The sequence below is a fragment of the Streptomyces sp. P9-2B-2 genome (genome assembly GCF_030406865.1).
Classification (GTDB): domain Bacteria; phylum Actinomycetota; class Actinomycetes; order Streptomycetales; family Streptomycetaceae; genus Streptomyces; species Streptomyces platensis.
Genome location: NZ_CP129126.1, coordinates 974,727 through 989,287, shown reverse-complemented (window position 1 = coordinate 989,287; position 14,561 = coordinate 974,727). Strand labels below are relative to the sequence as shown.

16 protein-coding genes are annotated in these 14,561 nt (G+C 72.8%); 9 read left to right on the top strand and 7 right to left on the bottom strand.

What is annotated here, in order from left to right; all coding sequences use genetic code 11:
* Positions 1-163 precede the first annotated feature (163 nt).
* From QT196_RS04425 to QT196_RS04415, 3 genes are read left to right on the top strand one after another with little or no spacing between them, the layout of a single operon-like run.
* Entirely contained in the window at positions 164-1,237 is a 1,074-nt protein-coding gene (locus QT196_RS04425; RefSeq protein WP_168477702.1) for an ABC transporter substrate-binding protein, read from the top strand.
* Positions 1,238-1,263: 26 nt separating this feature from the next.
* Entirely contained in the window at positions 1,264-2,322 is a 1,059-nt protein-coding gene (locus QT196_RS04420) for an iron ABC transporter permease (RefSeq protein WP_248001573.1), read from the top strand.
* Entirely contained in the window at positions 2,319-3,107 is a 789-nt protein-coding gene (locus QT196_RS04415; RefSeq protein ID WP_168477698.1) for an ABC transporter ATP-binding protein, read from the top strand. The genes QT196_RS04420 and QT196_RS04415 overlap by 4 nt, the downstream gene beginning before the upstream one ends.
* A 15-nt stretch (positions 3,108-3,122) precedes the next feature.
* Here the strand turns inward: QT196_RS04415 and QT196_RS04410 are convergent, their stop codons facing one another.
* Both QT196_RS04410 and QT196_RS04405 read right to left on the bottom strand, forming a co-directional pair.
* Complete coding sequence (locus QT196_RS04410; protein WP_248001572.1) at positions 3,123-4,010, bottom strand: isocyanide synthase family protein; 888 nt, start codon at positions 4,008-4,010, stop codon at positions 3,123-3,125.
* 77 nt (positions 4,011-4,087) lie between these two features.
* Positions 4,088-5,356: a cytochrome P450 gene (locus QT196_RS04405; protein ID WP_168477696.1), complete on the bottom strand. Its 1,269-nt coding sequence runs from the start codon at positions 5,354-5,356 to the stop codon at positions 4,088-4,090.
* Between the two features lie 256 nt (positions 5,357-5,612).
* Between QT196_RS04405 and QT196_RS04400 the strand changes: the two genes are divergently transcribed.
* From QT196_RS04400 to QT196_RS04390, 3 genes are read left to right on the top strand one after another with little or no spacing between them, the layout of a single operon-like run.
* Positions 5,613-5,894, top strand: coding sequence for a hypothetical protein (locus QT196_RS04400; RefSeq protein WP_168477694.1), 282 nt, complete (start codon positions 5,613-5,615; stop codon positions 5,892-5,894).
* On the top strand, positions 5,891-8,287 hold the full coding sequence (locus QT196_RS04395; RefSeq protein WP_290354378.1) for a heavy metal translocating P-type ATPase: 2,397 nt from the start codon (positions 5,891-5,893) through the stop codon (positions 8,285-8,287). Before QT196_RS04400 ends, QT196_RS04395 begins: the two co-directional genes overlap by 4 nt.
* Complete coding sequence (locus tag QT196_RS04390; RefSeq protein WP_168477690.1) at positions 8,284-8,757, top strand: copper chaperone PCu(A)C; 474 nt, start codon at positions 8,284-8,286, stop codon at positions 8,755-8,757. Before QT196_RS04395 ends, QT196_RS04390 begins: the two co-directional genes overlap by 4 nt.
* 80 nt (positions 8,758-8,837) lie before the next feature.
* On the opposite strand, the gene QT196_RS04385 is transcribed toward QT196_RS04390, so the two are convergent.
* Positions 8,838-9,431 carry a sigma-70 family RNA polymerase sigma factor gene (locus QT196_RS04385; RefSeq protein WP_085923611.1) on the bottom strand — a complete coding sequence of 198 codons (594 nt, stop codon included), beginning with the start codon at positions 9,429-9,431 and terminating at the stop codon, positions 8,838-8,840.
* Between the two features lie 49 nt (positions 9,432-9,480).
* On the opposite strand from QT196_RS04385, the gene QT196_RS04380 reads away from it, so the two are divergent.
* A complete protein-coding gene (locus tag QT196_RS04380; protein WP_168477688.1) occupies positions 9,481-9,771 on the top strand; it encodes a zf-HC2 domain-containing protein in 291 nt (96 codons plus the stop codon).
* A gap of 214 nt (positions 9,772-9,985) precedes the next feature.
* Here the strand turns inward: QT196_RS04380 and QT196_RS04375 are convergent, their stop codons facing one another.
* From QT196_RS04375 to QT196_RS04360, 4 genes are all read right to left on the bottom strand, one after another.
* The gene (locus QT196_RS04375) at positions 9,986-10,753 is read right to left on the bottom strand and encodes a PE-PGRS family protein (RefSeq protein ID WP_266734811.1); all 768 of its coding nucleotides are present in this window, start codon (positions 10,751-10,753) and stop codon (positions 9,986-9,988) included.
* A gap of 188 nt (positions 10,754-10,941) precedes the next feature.
* On the bottom strand, positions 10,942-11,238 hold the full coding sequence (locus QT196_RS04370; protein WP_168477684.1) for a hypothetical protein: 297 nt from the start codon (positions 11,236-11,238) through the stop codon (positions 10,942-10,944).
* A gap of 217 nt (positions 11,239-11,455) precedes the next feature.
* A complete protein-coding gene (locus QT196_RS04365; RefSeq protein ID WP_168477682.1) occupies positions 11,456-11,671 on the bottom strand; it encodes a ferredoxin in 216 nt (71 codons plus the stop codon).
* Positions 11,672-11,675: 4 nt separating this feature from the next.
* Positions 11,676-12,866, bottom strand: a complete 1,191-nt coding sequence (locus QT196_RS04360; RefSeq protein ID WP_168477680.1) for a cytochrome P450 — start codon at positions 12,864-12,866, stop codon at positions 11,676-11,678.
* Positions 12,867-12,979: 113 nt separating this feature from the next.
* Between QT196_RS04360 and QT196_RS04355 the strand changes: the two genes are divergently transcribed.
* Positions 12,980-13,606, top strand: a complete 627-nt coding sequence (locus QT196_RS04355) for a TetR/AcrR family transcriptional regulator (RefSeq protein WP_290354377.1) — start codon at positions 12,980-12,982, stop codon at positions 13,604-13,606.
* A 146-nt stretch (positions 13,607-13,752) separates the two neighbouring features.
* On the top strand, positions 13,753-14,202 hold the full coding sequence (locus QT196_RS04350; protein WP_290354376.1) for a hypothetical protein: 450 nt from the start codon (positions 13,753-13,755) through the stop codon (positions 14,200-14,202).
* Positions 14,203-14,561: the final 359 nt, after the last annotated feature.

Sequence of the window (14,561 nt, the reverse complement as noted above, 5' to 3'; positions counted from 1 at the left end):
TGGTACCGCGCTTTGTCCCGTCGAAAAGGACACCCCCTCCCGGAACCGCCCCCGCTACCCGGCCGACTACCTGTGCCGGGTCGCGTGTGCGGTCCGTCGGGCGCCGTGGGCGGTCGGTGATGCGGCCGGGGTGCCGGCTGGTGAGGGATAGGGGAGAAGCACGATGCGTCCTTGGAAGTTGTGCGGTGTCGCGGTAGTTGTCGCGGTGGCCGTCACCGGGTGCGGCGGCGGAGCGGGGGGCGGGCCGGGCGCGGACCAGGGGGCGTCGGGGCACGGTGGGGCGGGTTTTCCCGTACGGGTCGCCGACTGCCAGGGGGTCACGACCACGTTCTCCGCCGCGCCGCGCAAGATCGTCACGAGCAATGCCGCCGCGCTGGAGATGCTGCTGCGGCTGGGCGCCGGTGACCGGGTCATCGGGACCGGATTCCCGCCCGGCAAGGGCACGTTGCCCGGTGGGCTGGATGCCGGGGCCAGGAAGGTGCCGGTGCTGTCGAAGTCCGTGATCCCCAAGGAGAAGCTGCTCGGTTCGGGTGCCGATCTGTATATCGACTCCTTCGCGGCGATGAAGATCATGGGCAAGGCGGGGGACGCGCCGACCGCGGAGGAGTTCAAGGCGGCGGGCATCAAGCACCTCTACCTGGCGTCCACCGCGTGTGCGCCGATGGCCGACAAGCCGCAGCGCGATCTGTCCGGTGTGGAGGGGGACATCAAGCGGCTGGGCGCGGTGACCGGCACCGCCGAGCGGGCGGACGCCCTCGTCGCGGGGATGCGGGCGAAGGTCGGCAAGGTACGCCGGGCGGTGGGCGACATCCCGGCCGGCAAGCGGCCGACGTACTTCTTCTTCGACTACGACGCCGGTACCAAGCAGCCGGTCGCGGTCTGCCGCAAGCAGGTGGCCAACGCGGTGATCGGCCAGGCCGGGGCGCGCAATGTCTTCGAGGGCTGTGACGGCGACTTCAAGCCGGTGTCCTGGGAGGACGTGGTCGCCAAGAACCCGGACTGGATCCAGCTCGGGGTCCGCAACCGGGGCGACGCGAAGGCCAACGCCAAGGCGTTCGACGAGGCCGCGGCGTTCCTGAAGAGCTTCCCCGCCACCAAGGGGCTCGCGGCGGTGCGCAACGAGAAGTTTCTGCGGATCGGCTCGGAGCGGACGACGGTCGCCGGGGTCGGCACCGCGGACGCCGTCGAGGAGATCGCGCACACCATCCACCCCGCGCGCTTCAAGGCGGCGCGGTAGTGGCCGCGGCGGTCATCGATCCGCACATAGGTGAGGAAGGGGCCGAGCAGTCCGGGCGGTGGACGCCGCGTGCCGGGCTGCTCGCCCTGGGGCTCGGGGTCGCGCTGGTGGCGGCCCTGACCGCGGCGGTCTCGCTGGGCGCCACCGATATCGCGCCCGGACATGTCTGGTCGGTGGTGTTCCGGCGGCTCGGCGGCGCGCCGCCCCGGCCCGGGACCGACGACCTGATCGTGTGGCAACTGCGCGTACCGCGCGCCCTGTTGGCGGCGCTGGTGGGGGCGGGACTCGGCCTGGTGGGGACCGCGACCCAGGCGCTGGTACGCAACCCGCTGGCGGACCCGTATCTGCTGGGGATCTCCAACGGCGCGTCGCTGGGCGCGGTCACCGCCATCGTGCTGGGCGTCACGGCCGGCGGGAGCCTGGGGCTGGGGCTCTCGGGGGCCGCGTTCGCCGGGGCGCTCGGCTCGTTCGCGCTGGTGTGGTGGATGGCCCGGCGCGGCGGGGGATTCTCCCCGCTGCGGCTGGTGCTGGCCGGTGTGGGCGTCGGGCAGTTCCTGTCCGGCTTCACCAGCTACCTCGTCCTACAGGCCGGGGATGAACAGCAGACCCGCAGCGTGCTGTTCTGGCTGATGGGCAGCCTGAGCGGGGCCACCTGGCAGATGCTGTGGCTGCCGGCCCTCGCGGTCGCCGCCGGGCTGCTGGCCCTTCAGGCGCGGGCCCGTGCCATGAACGCGCTGATCATGGGCGATGAGACCGCGGCCGGGGTGGGCGTGGACGTCACCCGGCTGCGCCGCGAGCTGTTCGTGGTGGCCGGACTGCTGACCGGCGTCCTGGTCGCGGTCTCCGGTGCCATCGGCTTCGTGGGCCTGATGGTGCCGCATCTGTGCCGGCTGCTCCTCGGCGGCGACCACCGCCGGCTGCTGCCGTTGTCCGCGCTGACCGGTTCGCTGCTGCTGGTGGTGGTGGACCTCGTATGCCGTACGGCCATGGACACCCAGGAACTGCCGATCGGTGTGGTCACCGCGATGATCGGGGCGCCCGCCCTGCTGTTCATCCTGGACCGGCGGCTGGAGGAGGGGCGATGAACGTCGAGATCGAGGGGCTGCACGTCGGCTACGCGGGACGGGATGTCGTCGCCGGGGTGCAGCTGATGGCGGCGGCCGGTGAGATCGCCGGACTGGTCGGGCCCAACGGCAGCGGCAAGTCCACCGTGCTGCGCACCGTCTACCGGCATCTGCGGCCCACCGCCGGACGGGTACTGCTCGCCGGGACCGACCTCCGCACGCTCTCCCCGGGCCGGACCGCCCGGCAGGTCGCCGCGCTGCCCCAGGAGCGCGGCAGCGACTTCGAGCTGACCGTCCGCGAAGTGGTGACCATGGGCCGTACGCCCTACAAGCGGGCCTTCGCGGGCGACGACCGGGCCGACCGGGAGACCGTGGCCCGCGCGCTGGCCGCCGTCGGCATGGCCGGACAGGGCGCCCGCCGCTTCTCCACCCTGTCGGGCGGGGAACGTCAACGGGCGCTCCTGGCACGGGCGTTCGCCCAGGACCCGGAGGTGCTAGTGCTGGACGAGCCCACCAATCACCTCGATGTACGCCACCAGGTGGAGCTGCTCGCGCTGCTGCGCGCCCAGCGCCGTACCACGCTCATCTCGCTGCACGATCTGAACGCGGCGGCGTCCCTGTGCGACCGGCTGCATGTGCTGCACGCCGGACGGGTGGTGGCCTCCGGAACGCCCCGTGCGGTGCTGACGCCGCAGCTGCTGGCCGAGGTCTTCGGGGTGCGCGCCGCGGTGACCGAGCATCCGCTCACCGGGGATCCGCTGATCGCCTTCGACCACCGGGAGCCGCTGCCCGCCGACGGCGGCTGACGCCCACCCCGCCCCTCACCCGGCCACGAAGTGGCTCGGCCGTCCCTGGCGATACACCAGCCGGCCGAGCCGCTCGGCTTCCGCCCGGTGCAGCAACTCCCGCCGCCCGTCGGCATGTTCGAGCACGCACGAGTGCCAGGGCGTCAGCCACGCGTCGGGCGCTTCGAGCAGCCGGATGCCGAACTTGGCGGAGCCGCGCGGCTGCGGATGGATGGAGAGCCGGAACGCCTCCGGATGGTGGGCGGCGATCAGCTCGCCCCAGGCGCGGCTGCGCTGCATCACCCCGTACGCGCGCCGCCGGCAGCTGCGCTGAAGTGCCGAACGGGTCCCCGCGAAGGCGACGGAGTCCTCGAAGAGGAACCGGGTGATGCCCTGGTACAGCCGCCGGGTCGGCTCGTCGGTGCGGGTCAGGGACCGCAGGGTCTCCAGGTCAGGCGCGTAGCGCTCATGGACCAGGGACCGCTTGGCGTCGTGGGACAGCCGCTGCCCGTAGACATCCCGCAGATCGAAGACATCGAGCCGGGTCAGACCCTCGTCGTGGATCAGTGCGCGCAGCGCGTCGGCATAGGCGTCGATGTCGCGGTCCGGCACCTGGATGAGATCGCTGAAGACATGCCCGTCCGAGCAGATGACCACCCGCGCCCCGGGCGGGTGGTGCGCCGCGATCCGGGCGCAGAGCGCGTCCAGGAAGCGCAGGGCCAGCCGTTCGCCCTCGTCGGGGAGGTGCCCTAACACCTTGGCCGGGTTGGGGGACTTGCAGGGGAAGCCCGGCAGGGTGAAGACGATCGGCTCACCCGCGGCCACCGGGACGGCGAGCTGCCGCAGGTGGGCGGGGAAGGCGTCGGGGGTGTCCGCGTGGCCGGTGTCCAGGGTGCGCCGGTAGGGCAGGAGCGCGGCGAGCACCTCGGCGCAGCGGGCCCGGACGTCGGAGGGCGCCTCCGGGAGCGGGGGCGCCGGGTGGGTCAGCGGCGGCGGGCTGGTCAGCACGCGGCATCGGGCCCGTTCGCACCGGAGCCCGCGTACGGGCAGCCGCCGTAGGTCACCGGCAACCGGTCGACGCCGCGCGCCAGTACTGCCGGGGTCCATGACAGCTCGTCCTCCTGGACGGCGAGCCGCAGCTCCGGCAGCCGTCTCAGCAAGGTGCCCAGGGCGACCTGGAGTTCGATACGGGCGAGCGCGGCGCCGGGGCAGAAGTGGATGCCGTGGCCGAAGGCGAGATGCGCATTGGGGGTGCGGTCGAAGTGCAGGGCGTCCGCATCGGGGAACTGCCGGTCGTCGCGGTTGGCCGCACTCAGCGACACGATGACGGAGTCGCCCGCCGGGATCCGGGTGCCGTACAGCTCGGTGTCCTCGGCGAAGAACCGCCAGGTCGTCAGCTCGAAGGCGCTGTCATGACGCAGAAGTTCCTCGACGGCGTGCGGCAGCAGTTCGGGGCGGCCCGCCAGCGTCGTGAGCTGCGCGGGGTGGCGCAGCAGGGTGACCAGCATCGTGGTGATCTGGTTCGTGACCGGTTCCTGGCCCGCCACCAGTAGTTGGAAGACCATCGAATCGAGCTCCTCCTGGCCGAGTTGGCCCGCATCGCGGGCGGCCACCAGCCGGGAGAGCAGATCCTCGCCGCTCTCGGCGCGCTTGTGGCGGACCAGATCGGCGATGTACTGCTGAAGCCCGCGCAGCCGCGCCTCGTACGCCGGGCGGCCCGGGTCCTCGGGCCCCACGGGCTGGACGACCTTGCCCCAGTCCCGGTCGAAGCGGTCCGCGAACTCCGTCGGCAGCCCGATGACTTCGGCGAGCACCTGGAAGGGGAAGCGGGCGGCGAAGACCTCGACCAGGTCGGCGGCGCCGCTGTCCGGCAGCCCGTCGAGCAGGGCGTCGGCCATCGCCTGGAAGCGCGGGCGCAGCGCCTCGACCCGCTGCGGGGCGAAGGCATCGGTGATCAGCCGGCGCAGCGCGGTGTGCCGCGGCGGGTCCTGGTGGAGCAGATGCACCTGGAGCTGGGAGTGCTGGGGCTCGGGCATGATCGAGGCGCGGGCCCGCCAGGCCGCGTTGCCCCGCGAGTGGTGCTTGCCCAGCCGGGGGTCGGTGAGGGCCCGGTGCGCGGCTTCGTAGCCGGTGACGAGCCAGGCGCACACCCCGCTGGGGAAGCGCACCCGGTGGACCGGGCCGCGCTCGCGCAGCTCGGCGTACAGGGGATAGGGGTCGCGTTTGTACTCCGGTCCGTACAGCTCGACGGGTTCGGACGATGGGGACACGGTGGCTCCTCAACGGTGGGGGTCCGGCGCCCGGTTGGCGCGGCGTTGGAGAGGTCGGGCAACGGGAGCGCCGAGTTCCCGCCGGGGGAGGTGATTTCGGCCGGGGCGGGCGAAGAGGGGCGTGGGGACACCGTCCAAACCCAGGTAGTCGGGCGCGGCGGCCGGTGAGTTCCGGCGGCGGAACAGGACAAACCTCACGTGCGCACAACCCCCGGATCGGCCGCCGGGCCCCACCGTCAGCTGCCACGATGACGCGATGTCCAGCTCTTCGGCCGACCGCAGTCGGCCCCCTCTTCGCCAGGCCGTCACACGGCTGCTGCCCGCCCGGTCGGTCATCGGTTTCCTCGCGCTGCTGGTGGTGCTCGGCATGCTGTCGTACGCGGCCGGGACCGCCGTCGGGCCGGTTGCCCCGGGGCTGCACCCGGCGGGCGGCACCCGTACGGGAGGGTCCACGCCCGGCGATGGCGGTGACATGGGCGGCATGCACGGGATGGGTGCCGCGGCCCCCGGCCCGGTGCCGGTGGGAGCACCCCGATGACGCCGGAGCCCGGTCCCGTTACCCCGTCGCCGGACCTCGCCCCCACCCCGGCCCGCAGCACCACCCTCACCATCGGCGGGATGACCTGTGCCGCCTGTGTGGGCCGGGTCGAGAAGAAGCTCGGCCGGCTGGACGGCGTCGCCGCCTCGGTGAATCTCGCCACCGGCCGGGCCACGGTCAGCCACCCCGCGGCGGTCTCCGTCGACGACCTCATCAGCACCGTCGAGGCGGCCGGGTTCACCGCACAGCTCCGTGCACCCGCCCCCGAGTCGGCCCCGGAGAACGGGCTGCCGCCCACCGGCCATCAGGACGGCCAGGACCCCGGCGACGCACCGGAAACCGCCGCCCCCCAGGACCCTCCGGACGACGGCGCCCGCGCCGAGCGGCACCGGCTGCTGGCGGTCGCCCTGCTTTCGCTCCCCGTCCTGGTCCTGTCGATGGTGCCGGGCTGGCAGTTCCGCAACTGGCAGTGGCTGTGCTTCGTGCTTGCCGCCCCCGTCGCGGTCTGGGGCGCCGCCCCCTTCCACACCCGTGCGCTGCGCGGGCTGCGGCACGGCGCGGCGACCATGGACACCCTGGTCTCCCTCGGCGTCGCCGCCTCCTTCCTCTGGTCCACCTATGCGCTGTTCCTCGGCGGGGCCGGTGCGCCGGGGATGACGATGCCGTTCAGCCTGCTGCCCACCGCGGGCGACGGCACGGCCCACGTCTACCTTGAAGCCGCCGTCGGCGTACCGCTGTTCGTGCTGGCCGGACGGCGGATGGAGGCCAGGGCCCGGCGCGGCACCGGCGCCGCACTCCGCGCGCTGGCCGAACTCGCCGCCAAGGAAGTCGCCATACGCACCCCGGATGGTGAACGGCGCATCCCGGTGAGTCGGCTGCGGGTCGGCGACCACTTCCTGGTCCGGCCCGGCGAACGGATCGCCACCGACGGCACCGTCGTCGAGGGCAGCTCCGCCCTGGACCTGTCCCTGATCAGCGGCGAGAGCCGCCCCGTCGAGGTCGGCCCGGGAGCGGCGGCGGTCGGCGGCGCGGTCAACTCCGGTGGCCTGCTGGAGGTACGGGCCGACGCGGTGGGCGCCGACACCCAACTCGCCCGCATCACCAAGCTCGTCGAGGACGCCCAGACCGGCAAGACCAAGGTCCAGCGGCTCGCCGACGCGGTGGCGGCCGTCTTCGTGCCCGCCGTCCTGACCGTCTCGGTCAGCGTGCTGGGCTTCTGGCTCGGCGCCGGAGCCGACCCGCAGGCCGCGATCACCGCCGCGGTGGCCGTCCTCGTCGTCGCCTGCCCCTGCGCCCTCGGGCTGGCCACCCCGACCGCACTGCTGGCCGCCACCGGCCGGGGCGCCCAACTGGGCATCCTGGTCCGGGGACCGGAGGCGCTGGAACGGCTGCGCCGCATCGACACCGTCGTCCTCGACAAGACCGGCACCCTCACCACGGGCCGGATGAGCGTCGCCGCCCTCACCGCGCGCACCGGCGGCCTCGACGCCGCGGCGGCGCTGCGGCTGGCCGCCACCGTCGAGCGGGGCTCCGAGCATCCGCTGGCCCGCGCGGTCACCGCCTACGCGGACGAGCAGCAGCCGGGCCAACCACTGCCGCCCGTCACGGACTTCAGCGCCACACCGGGGCACGGCGTCCGCGGCACCGCGGACGGCCGCCGGGTGGAGGTCATCCGGCCCGGCGACCTCACCGGTCTGCCGACGCCGCTGCCGGACGCGGTACACACCGCGGAGACGGCCGGCCACACCGCCGTCCTGATCACCGTCGACGGCACCCCGGAGGCCGTGCTCGCGATCGGCGACACCCTCCGCCCCGACAGCTATCGAGCCGTCGACCGGCTGCGCCGCCTGGGACTGCGGCCGGTGCTGGCCACCGGCGACCGGGCCGCGACCGCCCGCGCGGTGGCCGACCACCTCGCCATCACCGAGATCCACGCCGAGGCCCGCCCCGAGGACAAGGCCGCCCTCGTCACCACCCTCAAGGAACAGGGCGGCCGGGTCGCCGTCGTCGGCGACGGGGTCAATGACGCGGCCGCCCTCGCGCTCGCCGACCTCGGCATCGCCATGGGCAGCGGCACCGACGCCGCGATCGGCGCGGCCGATGTGACCCTGGTACGCGAGGACCTCCAGGCCATCGCCGACGCCGTGCACCTGGCCAGGCGCACCCTGGGCACCATTCGCGGCAACCTCGTCTGGGCCTTCGGCTACAACCTCGTCACCCTGCCGCTCGCCGCCGTCGGCCTGCTCAGTCCGATGCCGGCCGCGGCCGCCATGTCCGCCAGCTCACTGCTCGTCGTGGGCAACAGCCTCCGGCTGCGCGCCTGGCGGCCGGGCGGCACGTCCGCCCGCCGCCCGCACAGTCCCCGGGCGCAAGCAGATTGGGAGACCCGATGAAACGGCTGCCCCTCTCGGCCGTCGCCGTACCGCTGGTCACCTGTCTGGTGACGCTCAACGTCCTCGCCCTCTGGACCGCCACCGGCAACGCGGGGACCCCCGCGAAGCTGAGCGTCGCCGAGGGCCGGGTGCTGATCGCCGGCGGATCCGAGGCCACCGCCGCGTTCTTCACCCTCCGCAACACCGGTGGCGCGGACGACGTCCTGACCGGTGTCACCGGCCCGGCCGGCCATCGCACGATGCTCAGCCGCACCGTCGACATCGGGAACAACGCCCGGCGTATGGCGATGGTCGGCACCGTCACCGTCCCGGCCGGTGCCGCCCTGAGGATGACGCCGACCGGCCTGGACGTCATGGTCAGCCCGCCGCCCCGGCTCGCGCCCGGCGACCGGCTCACCTTCACCCTGCATTTCCGCCACAGCCCCTCGCAGACCGTACGGGCCCGCGCGGTACGCCCCGGTGACGGGTGAAGCGGCCGGAAACACGGCGGGGCTCACGGAACGGGCCCGCGCCCGTCCCTGAGCCCCGCCGCCCGCGGGTGAGCGGCCCGTCAGGCCACGGCATCCGCGTAGACCCGCGGCCCCTCGGCCGTTTCGGGCCGCTCCGCGTCCGTCAGCAGCGCGACCAGCGTCTCCCGGGCGCGCGCGACCCGGGACCGTACGGTGCCGATGGGACAGCCCATCACCCCGGCCGCGGCCGCGTACGGCAGCCCCAGCAGCTGGGTGAGGACGAACGCCTCCCGCCGCTCCGGCGCCAGCGCCGCCAGCAGTTCGGCCAGCGCGACGCCCTCGTCGAACCCGGGCACGCCACGCGGCTGCACCCGTTCCGCGGCCGACTGCCAGTCGTCCGTCGCGGCCAGCCGGGGCCGGACCGCCTGGGACCGGATCCGGTCCGCCACGACCCGACGGGCGATCGTCAGCAGCCAGGTCCGCGCCGAGGACCGGCCCTCGAACCGCGGCAGACTGCGCAGCGCCCGGACATAGGTGTCCTGCACCAGGTCGTCGGCCGCCTGCGGATCACCGCTCAGATGCGTCACATAGCGCCGCACATCGAGCTGCGTGGCCCGCACGAACTGCTCCACGGCCCGCTCGTCACCGGTACGGGCGGCCAGCGCCCAGCCCGTCACCGCCTCGTCATCCCGCATCCCGCGACCGCCCCTCGCCGCCCGGTGCGGCTTCGGGGAGGATGGACACATGCTCTGCTCGCGCATCCGTACGGCACTCTCCGCCCGCCTCGACGGCGAGGAACTGCCCCCCGGACTCACCGCCCACCGGCTCGACGACCATCTCGCCGGCTGCCCGGACTGCCGGCGGTGGCACGCGCAGGCACAGGCTCTGACGGCGGGCCTCGACCGCGCCACCGCGCACCCCGAAGACGACGGGGCGGCCGCCGATGAGCTGCTCGCCCGGCTGCGGTCGGCTGCCGTACTGCCGGGCCCGGTCTCTCCCGGCACGGCGGACACCGGCGGCAAACGGGCCGGTTGACCCGGCGGCCCGCGGGCGCCCGCCCCCGCTCACCGGTGCGGATGCGGATGCGGGCGGCGGTGCCACCGGCATCCGGACAGGATTCATCATCTGGAGTCCTTCGCATGATCCGGCCCACCGCGCTCCGGCGGGGACCGGTGAAGTCGGAGCCGGGACCCCGGGCGCGTGCGTCTGCGCCCGTCCGTCCTACCGGCTCGGGAATTCGTCCGCGCTGTCAGACGACAGCCGGTTCCCGCGGCGGACCCCGCAACGACCTCGTATGCGCCAGCAGCAATGGCCGCACCGCGTGCCGCGGCTCCTGCCGGGCGGTGCGTACGGCGGGCCGCGCCTCGGGCAGCACGATCCGCAGGACCAGCACCAGGGGCGCGAACAGCCAGGTGGACACGGTCCGTACGAGCTGGAACGCGGCCCGCTCGCCGCCCCACAGCCATCCGGCGCTGATCAGGGCGACCAGCAGGTGGGCTGCGAGCATGCCGGTCGCGCTGCCGTGCATCCCCGGCATCTGCTGCGCGGGGTCGGCCATCCCGGCCATGTGGCCGCCTGCCATGTGCTCCATGCCGGGCATCCGGCCCCCGTGCCCCGTCGAGGGCATGGCCGCCATCTGCTGACGCATCATCCGCATCAGCTCGGCGTGGTCAGCTCCGGAGGACGGCATCCCTTGGGCGCCGCACAGCCAGCTGTCCGCCCACTGGCGCATGAGCGAGCGCTCGCCGCCACCGGAACCGGTGACCGCCTGGCCGAAGGAGAAGGCGGTGTGCAGGGCGGCCTGGGTGCCGACGGTCAGCAATCCCACCAGCAGCGGGCCGCGTTCCCGGCCCGCACAGCACCAGGCACCGGCCGCGGTGCCCACCCAGGCGGTGAGCAGCAGCCAACCGGGTATCACGGCATCCGACATCACCGCGTGGCCCAGCGCAGCGAGCAGTACGCAGACCGCCGCGAACACCGCGGCCCGCAGCCCTCTGAGAACCTGCCCCGCATCCATGACAGGGCCATCGTCGCACCCCGGCTTCACAGCGGAACGAGAGGGGCCCCGACCTGCCGTTTCCCCGGGCGCCGGGCGGCGTTTGACGGTCCGGGGGCGGGGCGGCCGTCCGCCGGTCGCCCCGTACACAACGGCGTCGCCCGCCCCGATGGCTTCGGGGCGGGCGACGCGACTGCGCTGACGTGTGGTCAGGACATGTTCTCTTCGGCGTCGAGGTACGCCTGGATCCGCTCGTCCAGCGCGTTGGCTTCCGCACGGGCACGCTGGGCGGCCTCGTGCTCGCCCTCATTGTCCAGCCGCGCGGCCTTGGCCTTCAGGTCGGCGGACTGCTGGCGCAGCTCGTCGATGTTGACGCTGATGGAGCCCCCGGCTGCCACGCTCTGCCGGGCGACGGCCGTGGTGGCGGCCTGCGCGGGCAGCGCCGCGAACAGCACACCGCCGGCCACGGCCGCGGTCACGGCGAGAGCGGAAATACGTCGATGCATGAGATCCCCCTGGTCGAAAAATGGGTCGTTACCAGTCAGTAAGCCTACATGAAATGATCTTGCGTTCCGACCACGGAGGGTGAGGGGGCGGGGCGGTCGCGGGCGTTGGCCGCGCTCAGTTCCCAACTGGACTGCCGACACCGGGAGTTCGAGCTGACCAGCGGCGATCACACAAACAGGGCGTGGCCGGCGCCACGCCCCGTCGGTATGCGTCGCCCTACGGCCGGGGTCCGACGACCTCCGCACCGTCCCGGACAGTGATGGCGGCGGCCGGACAGACATCGGCAGCGTCCAGGGCGCGCTCGTCCTCCTCGATCCGGTCCTTCAACGGCCGGGCATACGCGCCGTCCACGACGAAGAGGTCCGCGGCGATGGCGGCGCAGGAGCCCGAGGCGATGCACTGCTGTGGGTCGATCTCCACCTGCCAGGTCATCCGTTCACCACCCCACCGGCATGACCCTCGGCCCGCGCACCAGCATCTCGCTCTTCCACACCACGTCACCGGCCGGCCGCAGGTCCGGAAAGCGGGTGATCAGAGCGCCGATCGCCTCCTGGAGTTCCAGGCGGGCCAGCGGCGCACCGAGGCAGTGATGGACACCGTGTCCGAATCCGAGGTGCTGCATTCCGGTCCGGGAGATGTCCAGCGTCCCGGGTGCATCGAAGCGCAGCGCGTCCCGGTTGGCGGCGCCCACCGCCACCAGCACCGGGGTTCCGGCCCGCACCAGCGTCCCGCCGACCTCGACATCCTCCGTGGCGTAACGGGCCTGGCTCGCGCCGCTGCCCAGCGGTACGAAACGCAGCAACTCCTCCACCGCGCCGCCGATCAGCTCCGGCCGCTCGCGCAGCAGGGTCAGCTGGCCGGGGTGGTCCAGCAGCGCGAGCACGAAGTTGGGGATCTGGGTGGCGGTGGTCTCGTGCCCGGCGACCAGAATGCCGACGCAGAGGTCCACGAGCTCGACTTCGGACAGCCGGTCGTTGACATCCCGGGCGTCGATCAGCGCCGTCATCAGATCGTCCCGCGGAGCGCGCCGGTGCTCCTCGATCAACTGCCGCATATAGGCGCGCAGTTCTTCCATATTGGCGTCGAATTCCGCCGCGGTCAGGGAACTTGTCGACAGGGCGGCATCGCTCCACACCCGGAACCGTGGCCGGTCCTCGGCCGGCACCCCGAGCATCCGGCAGATCACGGCCACGGGAATGGGCAGGGCGTAACGGTCCACCAGGTCGGCCGGCGGCCCGGCCGCCTCCAGCTCGTCGAGCAGCTCGTGCGCCAGCTGCTTGACCTGCGGCCGGAGCTTCTCGACCTGGCGCACGGTGAAGGCCTTGGCCACCAGCGTCCGCAGCCGGGTGTGATCGGGCGGGTCCATCCCCAGGATGCCGCTGTCGGTGCGTCCTTCGGACTGCCGGGGCTCGTCGTGCCGGGCGCCCTCGGCGCGGCTGAAACGCTGATCGCCGAGGACGAACCGGGCCTCGGCGTACCGGGTCACGAGCCAGGCCGGCTCGCCGTACGTCATCCGGACCTTCAGCAGTCCCGGCCGGTTGCGGGCCTGTTCGTACTCTTCGGAAAGCTCAAGGCTCTCGGGAACATTGAAGGGGTAGGAGAGGGGTGCTGTGTCGGCTGTGGTCAAGGCGACCTCCCTTGTGTAAGCACCTGCTTACATCACGGTAAGCCGCCCCCCGGAGGCGGTCAACGACGCATTGTGGCCGTCTTCGTGACGGTCCGACGAAGAGGAGCGTGGCGATGGCGAAGACCCCGCAGGACGGCACGGCGAACGCATCCCGGCGGGACGCGCAGGGAACCCGGCTGCGGTTGCTCGATGCCGCATCGGAGCTGTTCGCCGAGCGCGGCTACGAACGGGCGACGGTGCGCGACATCGCCTCCCGGGCCGGGGCCAACCAGGCCCTGCTGTTCCGCTACTTCGGATCGAAGAAGGCCCTGTTCGGAGAGGTGATGGCACGCGGCGGGCACGAGCAGCTGCGCAGCACGCCCGCCGAGCGGCTGTTCGAGGTCGCGCTGCGCGGAATGCTGGCCGGCGGCGGAGCGGGGGCCGACCGCTCGCTGGAGGTGTGCCTGCGCTCCATCGGCGGCAGCGACGAGATCGGGGAGGCGCTGCGCGGGCTGGGGGAGGAGTACGCGGAGGTCCTCGGCACGCTCTCGGAGTCCGATACCGGCAGTCTGCGGGCGGATCTGGCGCTGTCGTGGCTGCTGGGAATTGGCTTGATGCGGGTGGTCGTCGCCAAGGAACCGCTGGCGAGTGCCGACCCCGACACGGTCTGCGCACTCGTCGCGGGCGCCCTGGGGAACCTGCTGGAGAACCTCCCGAAGGACGGCCCGGCAGACGGGGAAAGCACCGGGAATCCGGAGTGAACGGCCAGGTCACGGCGTGGTTCCTTGCCCTGCGTGCTGCGTTCCAGTGACTCTGCGGCGGGTCGCAGGGCGGTGGACAAATGCCCGCTTATCGTCGTCTTTGCAGGAAATATTCATTTTCTGCTGAGTCGAGTGAAGGTGGAAACATGCTCCGTTCGATCCCGCGCGGCCTTGCAGTGGCCGGCCTGACCGCAGCTGCCCTCGTGGTGCCGACGGCAGGCGCCGCCACCGCCGCGACCACGCCCCCCAGCAGCTCGCCCGCCAACTGCGCCTCGCACCGCTGCGAGAAGGGCCACCCCGGCAACCAGCAGCACGACCGCCACCACGGCCGCGTCGGGCAGCGTGGCCACGACGGCTATGACGGGTTCGGCCGCGACCGCCGCGACCGCCGCGACGGCTACGGCCGCGACGGTGGCTATGACCGCTTCGACCGCGACGGCTACGGCCGCGACCGCGACCGCGACGGCTACGGCCGCGACCGCGACCGCGACGGCTACGGCCGCGACCGGGACCGGGACCGCTACGACGGCGACCGCGATGGCTCCGGTCTGGGCAGGAACGGCCTGCTCAACCTCGGTCTGCTCGGCCTGCTCTGATACCCGTTCAGATGGCGCGTGGTGGGCCCGGGGTCCTGACCCCGGGCCCGCTGCTTGTCCGGGGGCGGCCGAAGTTCACCCTGTCGCGTCACCGGTGGTAATGGCTGGTCAGGGGCGTTGTCATGGGGCGGGATCAAGCCACATTTCACGATTCAACGTTTTTGTTTTCCATATAATCATTGTCATCGGCCTTGCGTGATGGCAGGATTGTTCTGTCACATCGCGAATGGGGGATTTGTGACAACGGGGGACGGGGGAAGAGTCCCTTCTGCGTAGCGCGCACCTGACCCGTGCGCCGACCAACAAGCCCGTGGGCTCCTCGCTTCGGCGAGCGCAATTGTTTTGCGCTGCCCATATTC